At 39.5% G+C, this 24649-nt stretch carries 20 protein-coding genes; all 20 read left to right on the top strand.

Annotated elements, in window-relative coordinates; all coding sequences use genetic code 11:
* Window positions 1-192: 192 nt before the first annotated feature.
* The 20 genes from cysD to K5609_RS13350 all read left to right on the top strand — a co-directional run bounded on the left by cysD (window position 193) and on the right by K5609_RS13350 (window position 24643).
* Window positions 193-1098 (top strand): sulfate adenylyltransferase subunit CysD, encoded by a 906-nt coding sequence (gene cysD / locus K5609_RS13445; protein WP_016401676.1) that lies wholly within the window; start codon window positions 193-195, stop codon window positions 1096-1098.
* Between the two features lie 102 nt (window positions 1099-1200).
* Window positions 1201-2622, top strand: coding sequence for a sulfate adenylyltransferase subunit CysN (cysN, locus tag K5609_RS13440; protein ID WP_221074107.1), 1422 nt, complete (start codon window positions 1201-1203; stop codon window positions 2620-2622).
* Window positions 2622-4349, top strand: a complete 1728-nt coding sequence (locus K5609_RS13435) for an SLC13 family permease (RefSeq protein WP_221074106.1) — start codon at window positions 2622-2624, stop codon at window positions 4347-4349. Before cysN ends, K5609_RS13435 begins: the two co-directional genes overlap by 1 nt.
* A gap of 32 nt (window positions 4350-4381) precedes the next feature.
* On the top strand, window positions 4382-4990 hold the full coding sequence (gene cysC, locus K5609_RS13430; RefSeq protein ID WP_221074105.1) for an adenylyl-sulfate kinase: 609 nt from the start codon (window positions 4382-4384) through the stop codon (window positions 4988-4990).
* Between the two features lie 14 nt (window positions 4991-5004).
* The gene (locus K5609_RS13425) at window positions 5005-5964 is read left to right on the top strand and encodes a DHH family phosphoesterase (protein WP_221074104.1); all 960 of its coding nucleotides are present in this window, start codon (window positions 5005-5007) and stop codon (window positions 5962-5964) included.
* Between the two features lie 256 nt (window positions 5965-6220).
* On the top strand, window positions 6221-6742 hold the full coding sequence (locus K5609_RS13420; RefSeq protein ID WP_221074103.1) for an outer membrane beta-barrel protein: 522 nt from the start codon (window positions 6221-6223) through the stop codon (window positions 6740-6742).
* Between the two features lie 260 nt (window positions 6743-7002).
* Entirely contained in the window at window positions 7003-9639 is a 2637-nt protein-coding gene (locus K5609_RS13415) for a polysaccharide biosynthesis/export family protein (RefSeq protein ID WP_221074102.1), read from the top strand.
* Window positions 9640-9698: 59 nt separating this feature from the next.
* Window positions 9699-10670, top strand: a complete 972-nt coding sequence (locus K5609_RS13410; RefSeq protein ID WP_221074101.1) for a Wzz/FepE/Etk N-terminal domain-containing protein — start codon at window positions 9699-9701, stop codon at window positions 10668-10670.
* Between the two features lie 36 nt (window positions 10671-10706).
* Window positions 10707-11816: a UDP-N-acetylglucosamine--undecaprenyl-phosphate N-acetylglucosaminephosphotransferase gene (wecA, locus tag K5609_RS13405; protein WP_221074100.1), complete on the top strand. Its 1110-nt coding sequence runs from the start codon at window positions 10707-10709 to the stop codon at window positions 11814-11816.
* 203 nt (window positions 11817-12019) lie between these two features.
* Complete coding sequence (wecB, locus tag K5609_RS13400) at window positions 12020-13144, top strand: non-hydrolyzing UDP-N-acetylglucosamine 2-epimerase (protein ID WP_221074099.1); 1125 nt, start codon at window positions 12020-12022, stop codon at window positions 13142-13144.
* A 21-nt stretch (window positions 13145-13165) separates the two neighbouring features.
* Window positions 13166-14425, top strand: coding sequence for a UDP-N-acetyl-D-mannosamine dehydrogenase (gene wecC, locus K5609_RS13395; RefSeq protein WP_221074098.1), 1260 nt, complete (start codon window positions 13166-13168; stop codon window positions 14423-14425).
* A complete protein-coding gene (locus K5609_RS13390; protein ID WP_221074097.1) occupies window positions 14425-15615 on the top strand; it encodes a UDP-N-acetylglucosamine 4,6-dehydratase in 1191 nt (396 codons plus the stop codon). Before wecC ends, K5609_RS13390 begins: the two co-directional genes overlap by 1 nt.
* Window positions 15616-15627: 12 nt before the next feature.
* Window positions 15628-16788 carry a LegC family aminotransferase gene (locus K5609_RS13385; RefSeq protein ID WP_221074096.1) on the top strand — a complete coding sequence of 387 codons (1161 nt, stop codon included), beginning with the start codon at window positions 15628-15630 and terminating at the stop codon, window positions 16786-16788.
* Window positions 16785-17693: a methionyl-tRNA formyltransferase gene (locus tag K5609_RS13380; RefSeq protein ID WP_246611853.1), complete on the top strand. Its 909-nt coding sequence runs from the start codon at window positions 16785-16787 to the stop codon at window positions 17691-17693. The genes K5609_RS13385 and K5609_RS13380 overlap by 4 nt, the downstream gene beginning before the upstream one ends.
* 1 nt (window position 17694) lies before the next feature.
* Window positions 17695-18783 carry a sugar phosphate nucleotidyltransferase gene (locus K5609_RS13375; protein WP_221074095.1) on the top strand — a complete coding sequence of 363 codons (1089 nt, stop codon included), beginning with the start codon at window positions 17695-17697 and terminating at the stop codon, window positions 18781-18783.
* Complete coding sequence (locus K5609_RS13370; RefSeq protein ID WP_221074094.1) at window positions 18783-19859, top strand: glycosyltransferase; 1077 nt, start codon at window positions 18783-18785, stop codon at window positions 19857-19859. Before K5609_RS13375 ends, K5609_RS13370 begins: the two co-directional genes overlap by 1 nt.
* Window positions 19852-20376 carry an acyltransferase gene (locus K5609_RS13365; RefSeq protein WP_221074093.1) on the top strand — a complete coding sequence of 175 codons (525 nt, stop codon included), beginning with the start codon at window positions 19852-19854 and terminating at the stop codon, window positions 20374-20376. The genes K5609_RS13370 and K5609_RS13365 overlap by 8 nt, the downstream gene beginning before the upstream one ends.
* Window positions 20363-21613: an oligosaccharide flippase family protein gene (locus K5609_RS13360; RefSeq protein ID WP_221074092.1), complete on the top strand. Its 1251-nt coding sequence runs from the start codon at window positions 20363-20365 to the stop codon at window positions 21611-21613. The genes K5609_RS13365 and K5609_RS13360 overlap by 14 nt, the downstream gene beginning before the upstream one ends.
* Complete coding sequence (locus K5609_RS13355) at window positions 21610-23298, top strand: asparagine synthase-related protein (protein ID WP_221074091.1); 1689 nt, start codon at window positions 21610-21612, stop codon at window positions 23296-23298. Before K5609_RS13360 ends, K5609_RS13355 begins: the two co-directional genes overlap by 4 nt.
* A 1-nt stretch (window position 23299) precedes the next feature.
* Entirely contained in the window at window positions 23300-24643 is a 1344-nt protein-coding gene (locus K5609_RS13350) for an O-antigen polymerase (protein WP_221074090.1), read from the top strand.
* Window positions 24644-24649: the final 6 nt, after the last annotated feature.

Genomic DNA, 24649 nt, shown 5'->3' with positions numbered 1-24649 from the left:
AGTGCTACTTAAAGGTGTTACAGAAGTCGCTCATCGCTAATCTACGCTGCTTTCCCTTTATTCTTAGAATCCAAAGTTATTAAAAGTAGCATAATGTTATAGCGCGGTTACTAGTAGTAGTCAGCTTTATCAGTTAGTCTGAGCTTGTTTTATATTCTATAACGATATAACGAATTAAGAGCTGAAGACTAAATGGAAAATTATAACTTAACTCATCTTAAAGCATTAGAAGCCGAGAGTATCCATATCATCCGCGAAGTAGCGGCTGAATTCGACAACCCGGTAATGCTGTACTCTGTGGGTAAAGACTCCGCGGTAATGCTTCATTTAGCGCGTAAAGCTTTCTACCCAGGAAAAATTCCTTTCCCATTACTGCACGTAGATACCGACTGGAAATTTAAAGAAATGATCCAGTTCCGTGACCGCATGGCAGAAAAGTACGATTTCGAATTGCTAGTGCATAAGAATCCTGAAGGGCTTGAAATGGGTATTGGCCCTTTCACTCACGGTAGTGCAGTGCACACTGATGTGATGAAAACTCAAGGCTTAAAGCAAGCATTAAACAAATATCAGTTTGATGCTGCCTTTGGTGGCGCGCGTCGTGATGAAGAGAAATCTCGAGCTAAAGAGCGAGTTTATTCATTCCGTGATAAGAACCACCGTTGGGATCCAAAATCACAACGCCCTGAACTTTGGAACACTTATAACTCTAAAGTAAACAAAGGCGAAAGCATTCGAGTATTCCCGCTATCTAACTGGACCGAGTTAGATATTTGGCAATATATCTACCTAGAAAACATAGAAATTGTTCCTCTTTACTTGTCTCAAGAGCGCCCAGTCGTTGAGCGTGATGGTACTTTAATTATGGTAGATGATGAGCGTATGCCAGTTGAAGAAGGGGAAATTCAACACAAAATGGTACGTTTTCGTACTTTAGGTTGTTACCCACTTACCGGAGCCGTAGAGTCGGAAGCCACCACTCTACCTGAAGTGATTCAAGAAATGCTGTTGACGAAAACCTCTGAACGACAAGGTCGAGTGATTGACCACGATAGCGCAGGGTCAATGGAGAAGAAGAAAATGGAAGGTTATTTCTAAAGGGAATAACAGGCTTCTAAACAGTATTTACCTGCTCAAGTTATTGGGTGGGGACAGAACAAGAATTTTGACGCTGGCGAAAGCTAGGAAAGCGAGGATACCATGTCTCATCAATCAACATTGATTGCTTCAGATATCGAAGAGTACTTACAACAACATGAACAGAAACAGCTACTACGTTTACTAACCTGTGGTAGCGTTGATGATGGTAAAAGCACCTTAATTGGTCGCTTATTGCATGATTCAAAAATGATTTTTGAAGATCAGTTAGCAACCATCAAAAATGATTCAAAACGTTTTAATACCACAGATGGTGAGTTTGACTTAGCGCTATTGGTTGACGGTTTACAGTCGGAACGTGAGCAAGGCATTACCATTGATGTTGCTTACCGTTATTTCTCTACAGAAAAGCGTAAGTTTATTATTGCCGACACTCCAGGTCATGAACAATACACCCGTAACATGGCAACTGGCGCATCGAACTGTGATTTAGCTATTGTAATGATTGATGCCCGCTATGGTGTGCAAGTACAAACTCGCCGCCACAGCTTTATCGTATCAACATTGGGTATTAAGCAAGTAATTGTAGCCATTAACAAAATGGATTTGGTCGAGTTTTCCAAAGCTCGCTTTGAAGAGATCAAAGCAGACTATCAAAAGTTTGCTGAGAATTTGAATATTGATAGCATCAAGTTTGTGCCAATTTCTGCGTTAAATGGTGACAACGTGGTAGAGCGCAGTGAACAAAGCGCTTGGTATTACGGTGAAACCTTGATGGGGATGCTAGAAAGTGCGCCAATTAGTGCTGGACAAAATTTTGATGACTTCCGTTTCCCTGTTCAATACGTTAATCGTCCAAACCTAGATTTCCGTGGCTTCTGCGGCACGATTAGCTCTGGCGTTGTGCGCAAAGGCGATGAAGTAACGTCGTTACCTTCAGGCAAAACCTCGAAAGTGAAAAGCATTGTAACTTTTGATGGTGAAATTGATGAAGCTTACGCGCCTATGGCGGTAACACTTACCTTAGAAGATGAAATTGATGCCAGTCGCGGCAATATGCTGGTACATAGCAACAATAAACCTTGGGTAGGCAGCAGTGCAGAAGCGACCATTGTTTGGATGGCCGAAGAGCCAATGATTGCTAACAAACAATACGACTTTAAACTAGCTTCTAAGACCACTTCAGGCTCTATCGCTAAGATCGAGCACCAAATAGATGTGAATACCTTAGAAGAGCAAGAAGCTGTTCGCCTAGGCTTAAACGAGATTGGTTCTTGCCAAGTTCAGTTTAGCCAGCAAGTTGCTTTCGATGCTTATAACAAAGCCAAAGGCACTGGTTCATTTATTATTATTGACCGTATTTCTAATGTAACTGTAGGTGCCGGTATTATTACCGCAAAGGGCAGTTTAGAAGAAGCCGGGCAGCAGCAAGAGTTCTCTGCATTTGAGTTAGAACTTAATGCGCTTGTTCGCAAGCACTTCCCGCATTGGGATGCGAAAGACTTAAGCGAACTACTAAAGTAATGAGCATACAGGCCATATTGGTGCTAGTGATTTTTATTGGCACCATTGCGTCTTTAATTCGTTATCAGCAGTATCCTGCCAAAATATTTGGTGGGGTAATGCTACTGCTGTTCGTGCTTGATCTTGTTAGCAGCGAACAGCTGTTGGCTAGTGTATCGAACCAGGGTTTAATGACCTTAGTTCTGTTAATGTTATGCTCGATAGCCTTGGAAAAAACACGACTATTGCGAGTGCTGGCGGCCTCCATCATTAAACCATCGTTTCGCTCAACTTGGCTTCGATTGTATTCCACCACGGTGTTGTCTTCTGCTGCCTTAAATAATACTGCGGTAGTTGCCACCTTATTAGCACCAATTCGTAATAATCCTTATCACAGCGCTAGCCGCTTATTATTGCCCTTATCTTACGCGGCTATTTTGGGCGGAACGCTTACCTTAATTGGCACTTCTACCAACCTCATCGTAAACAGCTTGTTGCTTGAGAGCACTGGTGAAAGTTTGGGCTTTTTTGATTTCACTTTAATAGGCTTGGTTGCTGTGGTGGCTTGTGGTTTTACTTTGGCGTTTTTTTCACGCTATTTACCTGATCACAAGCGTGAAGAGAATCATTATCATCGCTACTTTATTGACGCCAAGATCCAAGCGGATTCAGCCTTAATTGGTAAGAGTGTTGAAGAAAACGGGCTACGCCACTTAGAGTCACTGTTCCTTGTAGAAATTGTTCGAGATGGAAAACTGATTAGCCCGGTAGCTCCCACCGAAGTGATGCAGCAAAGCGACCGGCTTATTTTTAGCGGCGACGTTACAAAAGTTATGCAACTCAATCAGTTCTCTGGACTACAAACCTTTGCAGATTCAAATGGCTTATTGGGCTCTAACCTTACCGAAGTAGTTATTCGCCCAGAAAGCATGTTAGTGGGGAAAAGCTTAAAAGGCGCCGGATTTCGTGCCCGATTTGATGCAGCGGTTGTGGCCATTAAGCGAGATGGTGAAAGAGTATCAGGGAAGCTAGGCGAAATAACCCTGCAGGCCGGAGACTTTTTAGTATTGGCTGTTGGCGCCGATTTTAAGTCGCGTACTAACCTAAGCAAAAACTTTATCGTGGTAAGTGGGGTTGAGCCCGATACCCGTCTAAATGGTGCTTCAGAGCTTATTGCAATTGGCGGCTTTGTTCTAGCCGTGGGTGCAGCAGCGATTGGCTTGGTTAGCCTATTTAAAGCAATGGTTGTGTTGTTAGGTGGTTTAATCTTTTTCAGGTGCTTAACACCCAGTCAATTAGTACGCCGTTTTCCTAAAGAAATTTGGTTAATAGTAGCCTCAGCTTTGGCCTTGTCGCAGGCCATGCATAATGCAGGTTTAGTGGAGTTACTCGAGGGCTTGTTTAACGGCGGCTTAAGTGGCCAATGGTTTATGCTGAGTTTAGTGGCAGTGTACCTACTAACTTGGATATTTACCGAGTTGGTTACCAACAACGCGGCGGCAGCCTTAATGTTTCCTTTAGCTTATGGCCTGGCTAACGCATTAGGAGCTAACCCGATGACCTTTGTTATGACGGTAGCTTTTGCAGCGAGTGCTAGCTTTGTAAGCCCCTATGGATATCAAACTAATTTAATGGTGTATAACGCCGGTCGCTATAGTTTACGAGACTTTGTTAAATTAGGTTTACCGGTAGCCTTGGTTTATGGCTTAGTGGTTTTAATATTGGTACCAATAGTTTTTCCTTTATAGTGATTTTATTTAGATAGCAGAGTAGGCGAGTTATGGATAAAAAGAGCGAGAATGTTGTTTGGCATAATCATAGTGTTAATCGAGAATTACGCACTATGAAAAAAGGCCACAAACCCTGCGTACTTTGGTTTACTGGTTTGAGTGGCTCGGGCAAGTCTACTATTGCTAACGCAGTTGATTACTTACTGTATCAACGTGGTGTTCATACTTATGTTCTGGATGGTGACAATGTTCGCCATGGGCTAAACGGTGATTTAGGTTTTTCAGACACTGACCGAGTAGAAAACATTCGCCGTATTGGTGAAGTAGCCAAGCTGTTTGTTGATGCTGGTTTAGTGGTCTCTACCGCTTTTATTTCCCCCTTTAAAGCGGATCGTTCTTTAGTTCGCAATCAACTTAGTGATGGTGAATTTTTTGAAGTGTTTATTGATACACCCTTAGAAGTGTGTGAGCAGCGTGATCCAAAAGGCTTGTACAAAAAGGCACGTAGCGGCGAGATTAAAAACTTCACCGGTATTAGCTCTGCCTACGAGGCGCCCGAAAAAGCAGATGTACACGTGCAAACCGATGGTAAGTCGGTCGAACAGTGTGCAGAGTTCGTGGTAAATGCACTTATTAGTGCTGGTATTGTTAAGGCTTAGTAACGAGGTTCTCTTTGCGACACATAGATATCTTTAACGGTGATGCTGACGGCATTATTTCTCTGATTCAGCTTCGTTTAAACGAGCCCCGAGACAGTATTTTGCTTACAGGGGTTAAGCGTGAAAATCAGTTGATGAACGATTTTGAGTTTCAGCCAGATGATCAAGTCACTGTTCTCGATATTTCTATGGAAAAAAACCAAGAGGGATTACTGCGAGCCTTAGATGTTGGTGCCAATGTGCATTATGTTGACCATCATCGTCCTGGTGAAATACCAACGCACCCAAATCTGCTAGCAGATATTAATACCGATGCGAATGTTTGTACTGCACTGTTGGTAGATGAGAAGCTAAAGGGAAAATATCACCATTGGGCAATTGCTGCTGCTTATGGTGATAACCTAATCGCGAAAGCTGATGCTTTGTGTCAGCAAGCTCAATTAAGTGAATTGCAAAGCAAACAGTTGAAAGAGCTAGGCACTTTAGTTAATTACAACGGGTATGGTGCTGCGCTAGCCGATCTTCATTATGAGCCTGCCACGCTATTTAAACAGTTGCTTGAATATACTTCCCCATTTGAAGCTGTTGCCGATAGCCAATCTGCCTATCATCAGCTAAAAAATGCTTATCAAGAAGATATGAATCTTGCCAACAGCATAAAAGCTCACTACCAAAGCTCCATTGTAAAAGTCACTATCTTACCTAACGCGGCTTGGGCTAGACGGATAAGTGGCGTTTTTGGTAATCAACAAGCAAACCAACACCCCTCACTGGCCCATTTGGTCTTAACTGAAATTGATAGTCAAACAGCAGTAGTTAGCTTGCGCGCTCCTCTTGCTCATAAACACGGCGCAGGGGAAATTTGTAGTAAGTATAAATCGGGCGGAGGGCGCGAAGCAGCAGCTGGGATAAACCAATTAAATATTGAACTACTTAACCAGCTCATTAGCGATATAGAAACGTACTATAGTTAGTTTTTATGAATTTATCGCTGGTTATTTGACCTATTCTCAGTTGTTATGGTTGTGCTGCTACAAATATAGTCAAAATGAGCACAATTAATTGAAAGCCTTTTCTGTTTTCTAGAGCGCTGTTTTTAAACCAATTAATAGTATTGTTGTTTTAGTAAAGCGCTGCAATATCAAGCCTTTGAATTGGCATGGGTGTTTATCCACAAAATTGCTGTGTTATACTTGCGACCCATTATTATATCGTGCAGGGAATCGCTTCGTGGTAGTGTCGAATCGCTTGAAAAGTTCTTTCAGTTTTCTCTTCTTTCTATTAGCTAGCGCTAGCGCTAGCGCGCAAGCCAATACTTACGCTGGCGCAATCTTTTCTTATACATCAACCGAATATAACATTGACGGCACATCAGCAGAAAGTGGCCGCCCTCTATTGTTTCAAGCTCAAATAGGTCATTACTTTAACGACTACGTTGCCCTTGAAGGACGCTACGGTGTGTCGACTGGTCGATCTGGTGGTATATCAGTAGACGGATTAGCCTCGTTATTGGTAAAGGGTAATGTACCTATTACCGATCAAACGGCCATTTATGCACTTGTCGGTGGTTCTAGTGCCAAACTAGACCAGCAAAACAAAGGTAGTAGTACCGAAACAGGTATGAGCTTTGGCTTGGGGGCTCACTATGCCCTAGGTAAACAAACAGCACTTACCCTTGAATACTTAAATAGCTTGAATACCGATAAAGCAAGAATTGGTGGTGTAAACTTGGCCTTTCAATATCGCTTCTAAGGCTTGATTAAAGCTCGAGCTAACTAAATATAAAAAATGCTTAAGTAATAAACATTGGTTGTTAGTTAAAGCTTTATCTGGCTAAAACGACAAATGTAAGTTTACGTAAAGAAGTAAATTGAAGTATTATCGAGCTCGTTGTTAATTGTGTTTTCACCGCTAAATTTGTTGATTGAGAAAGAGAAGAATACAGAATGAAATTTGGACTTAGAAGTCTCATTGTTGTTTGGATGTTAACTGTATCCAATTTAGTCCTAGCTATGAATCTTAGCCCAGATCAAATTCAGCAACTAAAAAGCCTACCTGCAGATCAACAAGCCGCTCTAGCTAAACAGTATGGCGTAGATATATCTCAATTTTCACAATCAAATTCAGCCCCCTCGCAAACTAATGTTGACCAGCAAGCACAGTTACCTCAAAAAAGAGATGTACAAGCCGAAGAGCAAGCATTGGCTGATAAAAATAGCGCTGGTGAGACTGCAGAATTACAACGTTTTGGTTTGGATGTTTTTGCTACTCAGCCAACAACTTTTGCCCCGCTTAATAATATCCCTGTAACCGACAACTACCGACTTGGCCCCGGTGATACGCTAAACGTGCAATTGTTCGGTAAAGAGAATGGCACTTTTGAGTTTAAGGTTAATCGCCATGGCAGTATTAGCTTTCCGGAATTGGGCCCAGTTAATGTTTCTGGATTAACATTTAACCAGGTTCGAGAACTTATTACTCAGCAAATACAAGAGAAAAAAATTGGTGTACGAAGCAATATCACTATGGGTGAGCTGCGTACAGTAGAAGTATTTGTATTAGGAGACGCATTTCAGCCAGGTAAGTATTTAGTTAGCTCGTTATCTACTATTACCCATGCTTTGTATGCCAGTGGTGGTGTAAACCAACAAGGTAGTTTACGAGATATTCGTTTGCTACGAGATGGCCAATTAGTTAGCCGTTTTGATTTGTATGATTTGCTGTTAAGTGGAAATACCAGCAACGACCTCCAGTTACGCAGCGGAGACGTAGTTTTTGTTGGCCCACTAGGCGATACCGTAAGTGTTGAAGGTGAAGTGGTTCGCCCTGCCATTTATGAGATTAATGGTGAAGAATCTATTGCTGGCTTAATACGAACTGCTGGCGGCTATACAACTAAAGCGTTTAAAAAATCCGCTAGATTAGAGCGAATTACTAACGAAGGCCTAATCGATCTAGTTACTTTGGATCTTAAATCCAAGACAGATCTAAAGATGAAACTACGAAATGGTGACTTTTTAACTATTGAGCAAGTAGATAAGCGTTCACCCAACTATGTATCTTTAAAAGGTAACGTAGCTAGAGACGGCAGATACCAATGGCGTAAAGGTTTGCGAGTTTCAGATATACTGCCCAATTTACAACGAAGCTTAAATAACAGTAGTGATCTAAATTATAGCTTGGTTATACGTAAGAGCAGCGACCGTACTATTTCTGTTCTTCAGATAAACCTAGAGAAAGCGATTACCGAAAAACACTCGGCCGACAATATCTTGCTTAAGCCAGAAGATGAAATTTTGGTATTCACTAAATATGATTTAGAGCTGTTTAGTGAAGCATTTCAAATTGGTTCTAAGGAAAAAGATTTACTCAGTGCCGATGCGGCAGCTTTAAACTCAAAGCTAGAAAATGCAGAGCACTTAGCTAATCAAACGATTGGTCAATCAGAAGACGGCAGTAACCCACAAGCTACATCAAAAGTGCAAGAGTTTGGTGAAGATGACTTAAAGCGCATTGCAAAAATTGCCGACATTTCGGAAGGCGAAGTTAAAAAAGTACTTTCATCAACACGAGAAAAGTTATTAGCGCCTATTCTCATTATGTTGCAAGAACAGTCTAATTCCGGACGCGAATTAAACATTGTAGAAGTGTTTGGCGAAGTTAAATTTCCAGGCGTTTACCCAATTACAAATAAGAACAAAGTTAAAGACCTAATTGATGCTGCGGGTGGTCTCAAAAATGGCGCTTATGCCCTTCATAGCGAATTAACTCGAACTATTGTTCAAGACGCTAACGCCGACGTTACCTTGCTACGTTTAGATCTAAATGATGTTTTACAAGGCAATCCAGACCAGAACTTGGTACTGCAAGCCAGAGATCGGCTTAATGTTCTTGCTATTCCTAACTTACGTAAGCAACGTACCGTGAGTTTACAAGGAGAAGTAAGGTTCCCTGGTACTTATGTTATTAAGCGCGGCGAAACCCTTGGCGATTTAATCAATAGGGCAGGCGGTTTAACCGAGTATGCCCACCAAGATGGTGCAGTATTCACCCGAGAAGCGCTTCGTGTGCGTGAGCAAATGCAAATAGATTCCTATGCAGAAAGTATTCGCCAAGAGGTCGCTAAAAAGAGCCTTCGTCAATCTGGTCCCGGTAGCTTTTCTTCCACTTCTAGCCCATCGGAGCAGTTAGACTTAATTCAAGAAATGAGTGGCACTAAAGCACTAGGTAGAATGGTTGTAGACCTCCCTTCTATCCTTTTAGCTGACTCATCGAAAGATTTCATGCTAGAAGATCAAGACATGCTCTACGTGCCTCAATACCGTAATACAGTAACGATTATGGGCGAGGTACAAATATCTACCTCTTACCTTCTCGACGAACAATACAGCTTTAAAGACTACATTAATTTTGCAGGCGGGGCTAAAAAGCAAGCCGACGAGGATAGAGTGTTTGTAGTGCGCGCTAATGGTTCTGTGTACAAGCCAGAATCTGGCTTTTGGTTTAAAAATAATAAGCAGCCATTGCAGCCAGGCGACACCATTGTTGTGCCAATTGACACCGATTACCGAGATGCGCTGAGCACTTGGACAGCAGTAACCCAAATTATGTATCAAATTGGTGTAGCGGTTAACGCCATCAATAAGTAACCGACTCTGCTGTAAGCTTGGTCTATATAAGATTAGATTAATAGAATATTTAGAGATTTATGACTCAACAAGTGCAACAACATCAAGCATATCCACCGGCTTATTTCGAACAAGCCGCAGAAGATGAAATTGATCTGCGCGAACTGTTCGCAGTTATTTGGCGCGGCAAATGGCTAATTATTGCTTGTACTGCTGTGTTTGCGATTGGCGCGGTGATATTTGCGATAAACCAACCAAATATCTACCGAGCAAATGCATTACTAGCTGCATCTAATCAAGAGAGCAACAAACTTAGTGGTATGGCGTCTCAGTTTGGTGGTTTAGCCTCTTTAGCGGGGATTAACTTAAATGCGGGCGGGGGAACCGATCAAACTACCTTGGCGATTGAAGTGCTAAAGTCTCGACAGTTTTTTAAAGAGTTTTTAGACAAGTACCAAATAAAAGCCGATTTAATGGCTGCGCAAGATTGGAACCCGGTAAGCGGAGAGTTGAGCTATAACCCAGAGGTTTATGATGCTCAAGCCAATCTATGGAAGCGTGAGGTTAAAGCCCCTAAACAAGCTGAGCCCTCTATGCAAGAGAGCCATAAAGTATTTGCTAAAGTGTTGAGTGTAACAACGAATAAAGAAACAGGTTTAGTGACTATTGCAGCAGAACACATTTCACCGAAGGTTGCACAGCAATGGGTAAATTGGCTGGTTAAAGATATTAACCAGGTAATGCAGCAACGAAGCCAGCAAGAGACATTAGCCAATATCAACTATTTAAAAGAGCAATTAGAAAAAACCTCTGTAGCGCAAATGCAAACAGTGTTTTACCAACTTATAGAAGAGCAAACTAAAACCTTAATGCTAGCAGAAGCCAATGATGACTTTGTATTTAAAATAGTTGATCCCGCAGTAGTAGCAGAGCAGAAAGTAAAACCTAAACGCGCACTTATTTGTATGTTGGGAACCTTACTGGGTGGGATGTTAGGAGTGATGATTGTGTTGGTTCGGCATTTTGCTAAAGGAGGCGATAATGCCGAGTAGTAATTCAGCGCTAATCATTAAAAAAGGCAGCTTTTTATGAGTACCTTTATTTTGTCTTTAATGGTTGCTTTTTTAGGTACCTACAGCGCGATTAAAGTACTAAAGCCAATTGCGATTAAGCACGAGTTAGTAGACAAACCCAACGAGCGAAAGCTGCACGTAGGCGCAATACCGCTAATTGGTGGGCTAGCTGTTTATGTGGGCTTTGTATTGTCTTTATTGGTTATAGCCCAAGGCTACGACATTTCGTTTAAGTACTTTTTATTAGCCTCTGGCGGCATATTGTTAGTAGGCATGCTAGACGACAAATACGACCTTAGTGTTCGCCTAAGAATGTTCTGCCAAATAGTTGCGGCCAGCGTAATGATGTTTGCTAGCGGCGACCGTATAGAAAACCTGGGCAACTTATTGGTAATGGGCGATATTCACCTAGGCTGGGCTGCTGTACCGTTCACTTACTTGGCAATTATGGGCGCGATTAATGCTTACAACATGGTTGATGGCATAGATGGCCTTGTGGGCGGGGTTACCTTTACTAGTATGTTGTCTTTATCACTGCTGTTTATACTAGAAGGCTTTGTGCTGGAATCTTGGATAGCGCTTTGCCTTGTGGTAGCGCTAATCCCTTACCTTATTTTTAACTTAACCAGAGCGGATAACCCCAAACGCAGCAAAATATTTATGGGCGACGCAGGCTCAATGTTTGTAGGTTTAAGCGTGGTTTGGTTACTAGCTATAGGCTCGCAAGGCGAAGCCCCAGCCTTTAAACCAGTAACAGCCTTATGGGTTATTGCTATACCGCTAATGGATATGGCAGGGGTAATGATTAGGCGCAAGCGCAAGGGGCAATCACCTTTTAAGCCAGACCGCGACCACTTGCACCACATTTTTATGCGCGCAGGCTTTACATCAAGGCAAACGCTTATTTGTATAACCCTACTCAGCTTTAGTATCTCAATGGTTGGCGTGTTATTAAACTGCGTAAATGCACCTGATTGGTTGTCATTCGGTTTATTTTTAGTGGTGTTTAGCGGGTATTTAATGGCGCTAAAGCATGTATGGCGCTTACTAAAAGCATTCAGGCGGGTTACAGTTTATAGACGGGTGCGACGAGTTAATCAACGAAAACTTTCTAGAACGAAATAGAAGGTGCTTAGGAAAGGAATGTTGAAGATATTTTAGTAATACAGTTTAATGGTGGCGAGTTTTCAATAGTAAATTCAGCTATTACATTATGATAGTGAAAATTTGCTGTATCAAAATGAATAGCGTCTCTAGCTATGAAAAATGTCTAGACAAAGAAAAAATCAATATCATAAATTTCATCTAGTAGTTGGATATTCAGTAAAATGACTCAAAAAAAAATTCTCACAGTTTTTGGCACGCGCCCAGAAGCGATCAAGATGGCGCCTCTAGTTCACGCTCTCGCATCAGATGAACGCTTCGAAGCAAAATGCTGTGTAACCGCACAGCACAGAGAAATGCTAGACCAGGTCTTAGAGTTATTCGACATTACACCGGATTTTGACCTCAATCTCATGAAAGCGGGCCAAACACTCAATGATGTGACCGCGCGTGTTATTCAAGAACTAAAACCAGTATTACAAGAATTTAAACCTGATGCTGTTCTAGTTCATGGCGACACAGCAACAACTTTTGCAGCGAGTTTGGCTGCTTACTATGAGCAAATTGAAGTGGGGCATGTAGAAGCAGGACTGAGGACAGGTGATATTTATTCTCCATGGCCAGAAGAAGCAAACCGTCGTTTGACGGGGGTGTTGGCCAAGTACCACTTTGCACCAACCGAAATATCTAAAGAGAATCTGTTGTGTGAAAACTTTACGCCGGACGATATTCACGTAACAGGAAACACCGTTATTGATGCGCTATTCATGGTGAAAGACAAAATCAAATCAGACAATGATTTGAATGCGGCATTAGCCGCTCAGTTTCCATTTTTAGATGACAGGAAGAAATTAATCTTAGTCACGGGGCATCGCAGAGAGAGCTTTGGCGGAGGGTTCGAGCGAATTTGTGAAGCATTAGCAATCACAGCAAAAGCGCATCCTGAAACTCAAATACTGTACCCTATGCACCTAAACCCAAATGTACGCGAGCCAGTAAATCGTATTTTAGTGGGTATTGAGAATATCTACCTTATTGAGCCTCAACAGTACTTACCGTTTGTTTACTTAATGAGCCGTGCGGACATTATTCTCACCGACTCAGGCGGTATACAAGAAGAAGCTCCGTCGCTTGGCAAACCTGTGCTGGTTATGCGGGATACTACAGAGCGCCCAGAGGCGGTCGAGGCTGGTACTGTTAAGTTGGTTGGAACGGATGTAGACGCAATCGTTAGTAATTTAAATGAATTACTGTCAAACGAGACAGCTTATCAAACGATGAGTTTTGCCCATAACCCATACGGTGACGGTAAAGCCTGTGAAAGAATTTTGAACGAATTAGTAGATTAAGTTTTTGAGGTTAGATTAATTATGTCATTTGAAACAATTTCAGTTGTCGGTCTCGGCTATATTGGGTTACCTACTGCGGCAATGTTCGCATCTCGCAAGAAAAAAGTAATAGGCGTGGATGTTAATCAACATGCAGTAGATACCATAAATCGAGGTGAGATTCACATTGTTGAACCGGACCTAGATATGTTGGTGAGTGCAGCCGTTCAACAGGAATATTTAAAAGCGGTGACGACTCCTGAGCCAGCGGATGCTTTCTTGATTGCAGTACCAACACCTTTTAAATCATGTGAAGAGGTGGTTATCCCAGAGCCAGACTTGTCGTATATCGAATCTGCAGCGATGGCTATTGCCCCGGTTTTAAAAAAAGGTGATTTGGTTATTCTTGAGTCAACCTCCCCTGTGGGTGCAACCGAGCAAATGGCAGCTTGGCTTGCAGAAGCTCGCCAAGACTTGAGCTTTCCACAAGCTGCAGGAGAGCAGGCTGATATTAATGTTGCACATTGCCCTGAGCGTGTATTGCCCGGTAAAGTGGTAACAGAATTAGTTCAAAATGACCGTGTGATAGGTGGTATGAGCAAGCGTTGCTCTGAGCGGTGTGTAGAGCTTTATAAAACGTTTGTAATGGGAGAGTGCGTTATTACTAATGCCCGCACTGCAGAAATGGCGAAATTGACGGAGAATTCATCACGTGATGTGCAAATTGCCTTTGCGAATGAACTCTCGATGATCTGTGATGAATTAGATATTGATGTTTGGGAGTTGATCGCGTTGGCAAATCGTCACCCGCGAGTTAATATTCTTCAGCCTGGTCCAGGTGTTGGCGGCCATTGTATTGCTGTTGACCCTTGGTTTATCGTGTCAAAAACACCAGAAACCGCAAAAATCATTCACACTGCAAGAAGCGTCAATGATCATAAACCAGAGTGGGTAATCAATAAGGTTAATGTTGCTGTTACTGATTTCCTTAACTTAAACCCTAAGAAAACCGCAAAAGATGTAACCATAGCGTGCTATGGTCTAGCATTCAAACCTGACATCGACGATTTGCGTGAAAGTCCAGCGTTAGATATCACCAAATCAATAGCAAAAAATCATGTTGGAAAGGTGTTAGCGATAGAGCCCAATATCACATCTATTGAGATTGATAATATTGAGCTGGTATCTCTTGAAGAGTCTCTTTCTAAAACTGATATCCACGTAATGCTAGTAGATCATCGGCAATTTAAGAAAATGAAATTAAACGATGCATTTATTATCGATACAAAAGGAATTTGGTAATGAAGTCTATATTACCGTTGATTGGTCGTGCCGAAGCTTTGTTTACAGAAGATATTCAACGTCATGAAGATGAGCTCTCGAGTATCGTTTCAAATTCACGTTTTCTAGTTTTAGGGGGGGCTGGCTCAATTGGTCAAGCGGTAACAAAAGAAATTTTTAAACGGCATCCCAAAAAACTACATGTTGTTGATATTAGTGAAAACAACTTGGTTGAGTTAGTTCGAGATATTCGTAGCTCATTTGGATATATTGATGGAGACTTTCAAACATTTTCCTTAGACATAGGTTCTCCAGAGTATGATGCGCTGATCCTGGCTGATGGCAAGTTTGATTACGTGTTGAACTTATCAGCACTAAAGCATGTGAGGAGTGAAAAAGATCCTTATACATTGATGCGCATGATTGATGTTAACGTTTTTAATACAGATAAAACGATTCAACAGTCTATCGATGCTGGTGCAAAAAAGTACTTCTGTGTTTCAACTGATAAAGCTGCAAACCCAGTCAATATGATGGGGGCGTCAAAGCGTATTATGGAAATGTTTCTGATGCGTAAAAGTGAGCAAATGGCCATCTCAACCGCTCGCTTTGCAAATGTCGCATTCTCAGATGGCTCGTTGCTACACGGTTTTAACCAACGCATTCAAAAACGACAACCTATCGTGGCCCCGCACGATATTAAACGTTACTTTGTTACCCCTCAAGAGTCAGGTGAACTATGTTTGATGTCTTGTATCTTCGGTGAAAACCGTGACATTTTCTTCCCGAAACTTAGTGAAGCTCTGCATCTTATTTCGTTTGCAGATATTGCAGTTAAACATCTTGAGCATCTTGGTTATGAACCTTACTTATGTGAAACAGAAGAAGAAGCTCGCCAACTTGCACATACGCTTCCAGAGGAGGGGAAATGGCCATGTTTGTTTACTGCAAGCGATACAACCGGTGAAAAAGACTTCGAAGAATTTTTCACCGATAAAGAAAAATTGGATATGTCTCAATTCGAACACCTCGGCATCATCAAAAACGACCCTCTTTACAAGCAAGAGCTTCTTATATGGTTTGAAAACAGCATTTCTGCAATGAAAGCTGAGCGTACTTGGAGTAAAGAACAAATTGTAAAATTGTTCTTTACCATGATCCCTGATTTTGGGCATAAAGAAACGGGTAAATACCTCGATAGCAAGATGTAAGTGGAGTATTTAATGAAAGCGACATCTATTGTTGAATTTGTGAGAGATACATACAAAACTGACGAATTTATTCCCTTGCACGCGCCAATGTTTGATGGTAACGAAAAAGCATATGTAATGGAAACGATTGAAAGCTCGTTTGTCTCCAGCGTCGGTAAGTTTGTTGATGAATTTGAACATAAAGTTGAAGCCTATACCGGAACGCCTAAAGCTGTAGCTACGGTAAATGGTACTGCGGCTTTGCATACAGCTTTGTATATGGCAGGTGTTCAGCGAGGAGACTTTGTGATCACACAAGCTTTGACTTTCGTTGCTACCTGTAATGCTCTTTATCACATGGGCGCCGAGCCTATTTTTGTCGACATCTCGCCTGTAAGCTTAGGTATTTGCCCTAAAGCAGTCGAGTTATTTTTAGATGAGCATGCAGAAGTAACAGAAACGGGTTGTATCCACAAAAAAACTGGCCGAACAATTAAAGCTGTGGTCCCTATGCATACGTTCGGCCATCCTGTAGATCTCGACCATCTTGTAAGTGTTTGCCAAAAATGGAACATTGTCATCGTTGAAGACGCGGCTGAGAGTCTAGGATCGTTCTACAAAGGTAAACACACTGGTACTATAGGAAATTTTGGTGCAGTTAGTTTCAATGGAAATAAGATAATTACTACTGGCGGCGGAGGCATGGTTCTTTGTAAGTCATCAGAAATTGGAATAAGAACTAAACACATCACAACTACTGCGAAAATTCCACATCCTTATGAGTTTTTCCATGATGAGCCAGGTTTTAATTATCGGATGCCTAATCTTAACGCAGCTCTTGGTTGTGCTCAAATTGAAACTATTGATACCTTTATTAGAGAGAAAAGAGTGCTAGCAGAAAAATACGACGAGCTCTTCAAAGGTACTGATCTTCAGTTTGTAAAAGAACCTGAATATGCGCAATCAAACTATTGGTTGAACGCTATTATTTGCCCCAATCAGAGTGTTAGAAATGAAATTATTTCCGAAACAAATCGCATGGGTGTTATGACTCGGCCAGTGTGGAAATTGATGAATAAATTGCCAATGTTTAAAAACTGTTTGGTTGGTGATCTAAAATATTCTAACTGGATTGAGGGGCATTTGATTAACTTACCTAGTACACCAAAGCTAATTATAACAGAGTCATTATGAAAAAATTGAAGATTGGGTATTTCGCAGATGGACCTTGGTCTCATAAAGCTATTGAGCTGATAGTTAGTGGAAAAAATGTGGAAATACTCTTTATTGTGCCTAGATATGATACTCAGGACCCTATTTTAAAAAATTGGGCTGATAAGCTCAATATACCTTATATTGCCTGTTCCGATGTTAATTCGGATGAGTTTTGCGACCGAGTAGAGGTATTTGAAGCAGATTTGTTTGTGTCAATGTCTTTTAACCAAATATTAAGAAAAAGAATAATAAATATTCCAAGATTTGGTTTTATTAATTGCCATGCGGGCGCGTTACCTTTTTATAGAGGGCGAAACCCGTTGAATTGGGTTCTGATTAATGGTGAAGAGAAATTTGGTATTACTGTACATAAAGTAGACTTAGGGATAGACACAGGTGATATTCTCTTACAGAAAACTTTCGAAATTACACCTTTAGATAATTATGGTACTTTATTGGATAAAGCGATAGTTGAGTGCGGGCACATATTGTTTAATGCTCTATCAAACTATCACAATTTGAAACCTATAAAACAAGATACTGTTCATCCGGTAGGAACATATTTTGGTGTTAGGAAGGTCGGTGATGAGCGTTTGCGCTTTGATAAGACTTCTCTGGAAGTATTCAATTTTATTCGTGCTATTACTTTTCCAGGGCCTGGGGCGAGGTTTTGTATAGATGGTGACGAGTACATTGTGTGGGGTTCCGAAATGATAACTAACGCTCCTCAATATATATCCACAATAGGAGAAGTAGTTGGTCGTAACGAAAATGGAGTAGTTGTGAAAACTCAAGACACGACTATATTACTGACCTGTATTTCAAAGGCAGATGAAATTGAAAGGACTATTCCAAAATTTAGAATAGGCACTAGGCTTAGTTAGCATGGATGCATCTTATAAAAGTATTACTATTTGTTCTAATGCCACGATACTTGAAGCATTGAGAGCAATGGATGAAAATAGAGTTAAGTTGTTAATTACACTAGATAGCGAAGGAGGATATGAGAGTCTAGTTTCTATTGGAGATATACAGCGTGCAATTATCAAAGGCCACCCTGTAAGTGAAATTTTGAATATTATTGAAATTGAGGAAAAAGTAACAGCGACTACTCGTAATAGCAACGCAGAGATAAAAAAAATGATGATAGAAATGCGTTGCGATTTTATGCCGGTTTTAGATGACTTTTCCAGGCTAGAACGCGTCATATTTTGGAGCGATATTTCTAAAAGTAAACATACCTATCTGAACAAGAAAAATGATATTCCGGTTGTAATCATGGCCGGGGGGAAAGGGACGAGATTAAAACCTATATCAAATGTGCTACCGAAACCGTTGATTCCTGTTGGTGATAAAACTATCATCGAAGAAATAATCGACAGATTCAAACAAGCTGGTTCTAATAAGTTTCACATTTCGGTGAATTATAAAAAAGAAATGATAAAGTATTATTTAGATAACCTTTATGATGAACAACTTATTGATTACTTTTCCGAGGATAAGCCACTCGGAACCGCTGGCTCATTATCCTTGCTTAAAGGACGGTTAAATGAAACCTTTTATGTTACTAATTGCGATATATTAATCGACCAAGATTTGAATGAGATATATCAATATCATTTAGATAACTCAAACGAAATCACTCTTGTCGCAGTGATTAAGGTAATATCAGTCCCTTACGGAGTTATAAAATCTGGTAAGGATGGATTGATAGAGGCAATGGAAGAAAAACCTGAGCTGACATTTAAAATTAATGCTGGCATCTATATGTTAGAACCAGGAGTTCTTACGGAGATCCCGGACGATGAGTTTTTTCACATAACAGACTTAATAGAAAAAGTGAGACTTAGGGGGGGGCGAGTTGGCGTTTTTCCTATTAGCGAACGCTCGTGGAGTGATATCGGTGAATGGCCTGAGTATATAAAAACTGTGCGTAAACATTCAGCCGAAGGGAATGAATTTCAGGGCCTGTAATGACAAAAAAAATACTTTTAGTAGGTGATGCAAATCACCAGTTTAATTACTATCTTTCAAAGTATTTGAAAAGTGAGCTATCTTATGAGGTAGCTATTTACTCCTTTTCAAAACCAAAAAAGAATAGTGCTCATCATTACGACAATATCTACTATTCTAAATTAGCAAATCTTAACAAGTTTTTTTTGTTGATAATGATGTATATGAATATTCTTTTTTTTCAGAGGTATTATGATTATATTTCAATTCAATTTGTCAGAAATGTATTTTTTTATCTACTAAAGCTCCCATTTATAAATAAGAGAAAGTTCGTCATATCAATTTGGGGAAGCGACATTCTAGAAAGTGAAACTCCTCTCTCGAATATAAACTATATATTAGACAGTTCACACAAAATTACCTGCGCGACCGATGTCGTAAAACTTAGAGTAGAGCGTCTGACTAAAACTAAGGTTTGCATAATAAAATATGGATTGCAGCCGCTGGAAAATATTCGAGCTTCTACACTAAAGAAAGCTGATGCTAAGAGGGAGTTTGGTATTTCGCCATCTACATTGACAATCGCTATTGGTTATAATGGTTCAAGTAGGCAAAAGCACATCGAATGTGTAGATTCTCTATTAAAAGGATTTGATACCAATGAGCTTAATGATATTACTTTAATATTTCCTATTTCCTATGGAAGAAATGAGAATCATATTTCTGCCCTAAAAAAACACTGTTCCAACCACAATTTGAATTCGTTGTTTATAGATGATTTCTTGAGTGACCATGAAATGGCTAATTTAAGAATTTGTAGCGACATATTCGTCAATGTGCAACCGACCGATATGTTTTCAGGAGCAATGCAAGAGCATATATATGCAGGTTCACGAGTGATCTGTGGCGAATGGCTAGAATACCCAGACATTAAGTCTAACGGTATTACTGTAGAAACTATCAGTAGTATCTCAGAACTAGCAAGAAGCATCAAAACTGTCGGTGTGTTCTATGATAAGAGAAATGCAAAAAAAATATATTCTATTAGTTCTTGGTTAGTGGCTATAGAGGCTTGGGACAGAGTTTTTCATGATTAATATGATTAGAAGATTAATACGCCGTTATAGTAAGCTTTCTACCAACGTTGGCTATAATATTGGAAACAAAAAATTCCACAATAGTCTCATTGATAGCTTATCTCCTTCTTGCGTTAACATTGGCAATAATTTTGTTTCAGGCCCTGGCTCTATGGTTTTATCGCATGATGCCAGTACGTTTATTCATTGTGGTAAATACAGGGTTGAACAGACCGAAATAGGTGATAATGTTTTTTTAGGCGCAAACTCAATTATTTTACCTGGGGTAAAGATAGGTGATAATGTCATAATAGGAGCTGGAGCAGTTGTATCGCAAAGCGTTGAAGCTAATGTTGTAGTTGCAGGAAACCCTGCGAGATCAATATGTACAGTTGATGAGTATATTAAAAAATGTGAGCGTAAAAAATGTTTGATGGCTCCGCCAGAATCATTTTTTTGTCAATTTGATAATATACCAATTTCTATAGATTCAGTGGAAAAATTCAATTCTCTTGCTGAAAAGCATGTTAAGAAGTAGCTTTAAAACTTTCTTCGCTGGCTTTTTTAGTCGAGGCGGCCACCTTATATTTTCTTCTTCATTGTGTGGGAAAGTTATAGGCTTTTTGGTGTCTCTTATCGTAGTTAGACTGCTTACCATTGAAGATTACGGCTTACTTACGCTATATAAAAACATATTTGTTATTCTTACACCGATTGTTGGTCTCGGACTAAATCATGCTATATTATATTATGGTGCAGTCGAGGGGGATCAAAAAGAACTATTCGTTAAGTGTGTTATTACTAGTTTTTTGACATTGCCTATTACTTATCTGATTTCTTTTTATATAATAGCTCTTGTTCAAGGTTCCCCCAGTAATACCCATTTATTAAACGTAGCTTTTGGTTACTGTTTCCTATTTTTTATTGTAAATTGCTATGGTAATTACAAACGTAGCTGCGGTGAAAATAAAGCATACGCATTGCTGAGTATAGCTTTCCCTATATTATCTTTACTTTTAATTCCCGTAGTATTGGTTTTTGAACCGACAGTAAACGGTTACTATTGGGGGCAGATTTATGCCGGTGCTATAACTATTGTACTCAGTATTAAACTTTTTGAAAATAAAAAGACGTTAACTTTAGATATAAGTTTAAGTAACGTTATTGCTCAAAAGAAGCACATACAGTACGGAGTGTATGTATCTTTGGGAGCATTAGCTTCACAGTTGATTCTGGTATCTGACGTGTTCATGCTAGGGATAATGGATATAGCGCTAGAAGAAATAGCAGTGTATGGAGTTTGTAGTTTAATATTTACAAATCTACTTTTTATACCAGGAGTTATCATGACTTCTGATTTTGTACATCTCGCCAAATTAAGCAAGTCAGAAACTATTAGTTATTACAAAGGTTACTTATTGTCGGTTACACCTATATTGGTATTCTCCATTTTGGCCATTGCCTTTTTTTCCGAAGAAATGTTAACATTTTTATTTGGATATGACTCTCAATCTGGCAGTGTTTCACTTAAAGTTCTAACTATCGCTCTTGCATCATCATATTTGTTGAGAGTGCCTATCGGTAACATACTTAATGCGAAAGGTTATGCTACAGTTAATGTAATCGTTTCGATTGTATTTGGAATTGGAAATTTGGCTCTTAATTATTATCTTATTCCTAAACTGGGTATTGTAGGTGCTAGTATTTCTACTAGCGCAGTTATTCTTTTCTCTAGTTTAGTATCTTTTTTTGTTTTGATGAGGAAGCTAAAGTGACAGATTTTTTGATTACTAGATGTAAGCGCTTTAGTACTGTTGATTGTTTTTGGAAAGAAACAGCGAGGTTTTTTGATTATAGAGTGTTTATCGGCGAGAAAAAAGCCAACACTAGTCATTATAAGTTTGAAAATGAAAAATACTATGTTTTCTTTTCTGGTTTATTGTTCGATGGTGAGCTGTTATTCAAAAAATATAATGGTTCCTGTAAATTTTTAAAGATGTATTGTAAGTACGGTTTTGAGTATTTGTCAGAAATCAGTGGCAGTTTTAGTGGGTTTGTTTTTGACAAACATGATAAAGAATTGTTTGTTTTTTCCGATTTTATTGGAACCAAGCCTGTTTATTATGGAGGAGACGAAAAGCGCTTTGTTGCCTCCAATAGCTTTAGCATGCTTAGGGAGTTTAATCGTTATGCTGATGCTGGGTTATTGGAAATATCAAACAGAGGGGCTTACAGCCTACTTTCGTACGGCTATTCATTAGCCGGCGAAACTATTTACAAAAATTTGAATATTATTTATCCAGGGTGTTTACTTAAGATAAGAAATTCGACGGTTAGTGAGTGTGTATTTTACAAGTTGTCTAACAAGCCCGACTATTCTATAAGTCGGGAAGATGCAATCGAAGTTATTGATGAATACTTTTGCGCAGCAATTGATCAACAATTTGAGCATGATATAAGCTTGGGGAAAAAACACTTAGTAGGTCTCAGTGGTGGATTAGACTCTAGAATGGTCTCTATGGTTGCTCATAAGCGTGGTTACATGGACCAGACTAATTTTACATTTAGTCAAAGCGACTACTTGGATGAAACCATCGCAAAGAAAATAGCGGCAGACCTTGGCCACGACTGGATATTTAAAGCTCTTGATAATGGAAGTTTTTTAAAACATGTAGATGAGGTTACCTCGTTCTCGGGTGGAAATGTACTCGTTTTCGGGCTTGCTCACGGTCATAGCTTTTATCGTCTTTTAGATTTTGATTCTTTTGGGTTATTACATACAGGGCAACTTGGCGACGTTGTGTTGGGTACCTACTACAACGACAGAAATTTCTCCAAGAATATATCTAAAGGGGATGGTGCTTTTAGCGACGAGTTTTCTCACCACATAGAATTAGACACAGATCTATACCCGAATCAAGAAATATTTAATTTTTACAATCGAGGTTTCTCTGGAATTAACAAAGGTTTGTTACCTATAAATCAGCGTACCGAAACGTTTTCTCCTTTTTACAATCGAGAGTTTTTAGAAAACTCTCTGAAAATCCCACCCGAGCTGCGCTTTGGCCACTCGTTGTATAAAGATTGGATTATGACTAAGCATCCTGAATCTGCTGCTTATATATGGGAGAAAACAGGTAGTAGTCTGTCTACAAGAACATATAGTTTTAAGAACAAGAGTTATACACTGAAACAATGGATTAATATATTTCTTTATAAGATGGCTGGCGTGCAATTCAGAGGGATGCATACAAAAAATCATATGAATCCAATAGACTATTGGTTATCAGAAAAAAAATATCTATCTGAGTTTGTCGGTAACTATTATAACGAGAATATTCATTTAGTAAGAGACGAAAATTTAAAAAATGATGTTTCAAGGCTTTTTCATGACTATGGCGGTATAGAAAAAATTCAGGTTCTTTCGTTATTGTCAAGTTTTCGAGCCATTGATAACTAGTATGGATTATTTCGAAGTCGGTGTGTTGTTACATTGTTTAATTTTCGTTCTTTCATTTACTTTATTGTTTTTTTATGGTGTTAGAATTAAAAGGGTTAGCTGTTATTTTATAATTAATTCTTGTTGTGGATTGTATTTGGGGTTAATACCACTTATATATATATTTGTCTTTGATCGCTTTGTAAATGAGTTGTACTGGATACCCGCACACATAGCAATTACAGATTTTCAGCGCGATTCTATTTTTTCAACATCTATAATCTGCTTATTGGGTTATATTTCAATTCTGGTTGGATATAAGTCTGGAAAAAATAGGTCAACCCTTAATGGGTTATCTGTCAACGAAGGTTTTCGATACGTAAAAAAGGCTCGTGCTTTTTGCTTCATTTTTGGTCCGATTTCTGCTGTCGCATTGTTAGTTTATATTAACAGTTTTGGAGGGATAATGGAGACAATATTAAGCGCTAGTTTAGTGAGAAGACATGATGGAGCTGTGTCGTCATATACTGCGTTGCGCTACGTCTACCCATTGGTTCAGCCAGTTGCTATATTCAGTTTCGGCCTATTCTTAGTAACAAGAAAAAAAATTGACTTGATTTTGTTTTTGTTGTTCTTTTCTTTCACGTTCTTGTTTCTTTTGATTAATGCTGGCCGCGCAAATATAGTTGTATTTTTGGGAACTTTATTATTAGGTTACTTATCATATAAAAATAGATTTAGTTTGATAAGGTTACTTCCATTTCTTGTTGTTGGCTTGTTGTTAGCACTGTATGGCAATGATTTTTTTTCCATGTTAGCTGGAGAAGCTTATTTCTTTAATACAGACATTGATAAAGTTCTATTATTATTGGCTAAGGAATTTTCACATGTTTATGTTAATCTCCTTAAAGTACATAGTTTCACCTTGGGAAGTGGTACTTCTAGCATTCTTTATTTCCAAGATATAGTATCTTCTCTTTTAGAGTTACTACCAGGAGGATTGGAAAAGAATCTATTTCCGCATACTGTAAACCCTACAAAAATTAATACGATAAACTTCAAACCTCCAGAAGGTACTGGGATTATTGTCGACCTATTGACATATGGCTATTATCAATTGGGGCTTCCAGGTGTTATTATGTGTTGTTTTGTTTATGGCTTTATTTTCTCTAAAGTAGACTGTTACTTTATGAGATTTCGTACCGTTTTTCATTGCTTAATTTTGGTGTGGTTTGGTTTTTTTGCTATGGGGGTTTTCAATTCCTTAGAAATTAAGTCAATCGTTTTGTCTCGCTCTTCATATTGGCTACCTGTTGTCTATTTGTTGTTCAGAATTAATTGGGGTGTTCGAAGTAAGTATGCGTAAAATTTG

The sequence above is a fragment of the Agarivorans aestuarii genome (assembly GCF_019670125.1).
GTDB classification, from domain to species: domain Bacteria; phylum Pseudomonadota; class Gammaproteobacteria; order Enterobacterales; family Celerinatantimonadaceae; genus Agarivorans; species Agarivorans aestuarii.
Note: the sequence above shows the minus strand (reverse complement) of the source record. Positions and strands in the feature narration are given on the sequence as shown.

What these genes read in the sequence shown, in the direction of transcription:
- cysD (WP_016401676.1), top strand. Translation starts at nt 193, where the DNA reads ATGGAAAATTATAACTTAACTCATCTTAAAGCATTAGAAGCCGAGAGT.
- cysN (WP_221074107.1), top strand. Translation starts at nt 1,201, where the DNA reads ATGTCTCATCAATCAACATTGATTGCTTCAGATATCGAAGAGTACTTA.
- K5609_RS13435 (WP_221074106.1), top strand. Translation starts at nt 2,622, where the DNA reads ATGAGCATACAGGCCATATTGGTGCTAGTGATTTTTATTGGCACCATT.
- cysC (WP_221074105.1), top strand. Translation starts at nt 4,382, where the DNA reads ATGGATAAAAAGAGCGAGAATGTTGTTTGGCATAATCATAGTGTTAAT.
- K5609_RS13415 (WP_221074102.1), top strand. Translation starts at nt 7,003, where the DNA reads ATGAATCTTAGCCCAGATCAAATTCAGCAACTAAAAAGCCTACCTGCA.
- K5609_RS13410 (WP_221074101.1), top strand. Translation starts at nt 9,699, where the DNA reads ATGACTCAACAAGTGCAACAACATCAAGCATATCCACCGGCTTATTTC.
- wecA (WP_221074100.1), top strand. Translation starts at nt 10,707, where the DNA reads ATGAGTACCTTTATTTTGTCTTTAATGGTTGCTTTTTTAGGTACCTAC.
- wecB (WP_221074099.1), top strand. Translation starts at nt 12,020, where the DNA reads ATGACTCAAAAAAAAATTCTCACAGTTTTTGGCACGCGCCCAGAAGCG.
- wecC (WP_221074098.1), top strand. Translation starts at nt 13,166, where the DNA reads ATGTCATTTGAAACAATTTCAGTTGTCGGTCTCGGCTATATTGGGTTA.
- K5609_RS13390 (WP_221074097.1), top strand. Translation starts at nt 14,425, where the DNA reads ATGAAGTCTATATTACCGTTGATTGGTCGTGCCGAAGCTTTGTTTACA.
- K5609_RS13385 (WP_221074096.1), top strand. Translation starts at nt 15,628, where the DNA reads ATGAAAGCGACATCTATTGTTGAATTTGTGAGAGATACATACAAAACT.
- K5609_RS13380 (WP_246611853.1), top strand. Translation starts at nt 16,785, where the DNA reads ATGAAAAAATTGAAGATTGGGTATTTCGCAGATGGACCTTGGTCTCAT.
- K5609_RS13375 (WP_221074095.1), top strand. Translation starts at nt 17,695, where the DNA reads ATGGATGCATCTTATAAAAGTATTACTATTTGTTCTAATGCCACGATA.
- K5609_RS13370 (WP_221074094.1), top strand. Translation starts at nt 18,783, where the DNA reads ATGACAAAAAAAATACTTTTAGTAGGTGATGCAAATCACCAGTTTAAT.
- K5609_RS13365 (WP_221074093.1), top strand. Translation starts at nt 19,852, where the DNA reads ATGATTAATATGATTAGAAGATTAATACGCCGTTATAGTAAGCTTTCT.
- K5609_RS13360 (WP_221074092.1), top strand. Translation starts at nt 20,363, where the DNA reads ATGTTAAGAAGTAGCTTTAAAACTTTCTTCGCTGGCTTTTTTAGTCGA.
- K5609_RS13350 (WP_221074090.1), top strand. Translation starts at nt 23,300, where the DNA reads ATGGATTATTTCGAAGTCGGTGTGTTGTTACATTGTTTAATTTTCGTT.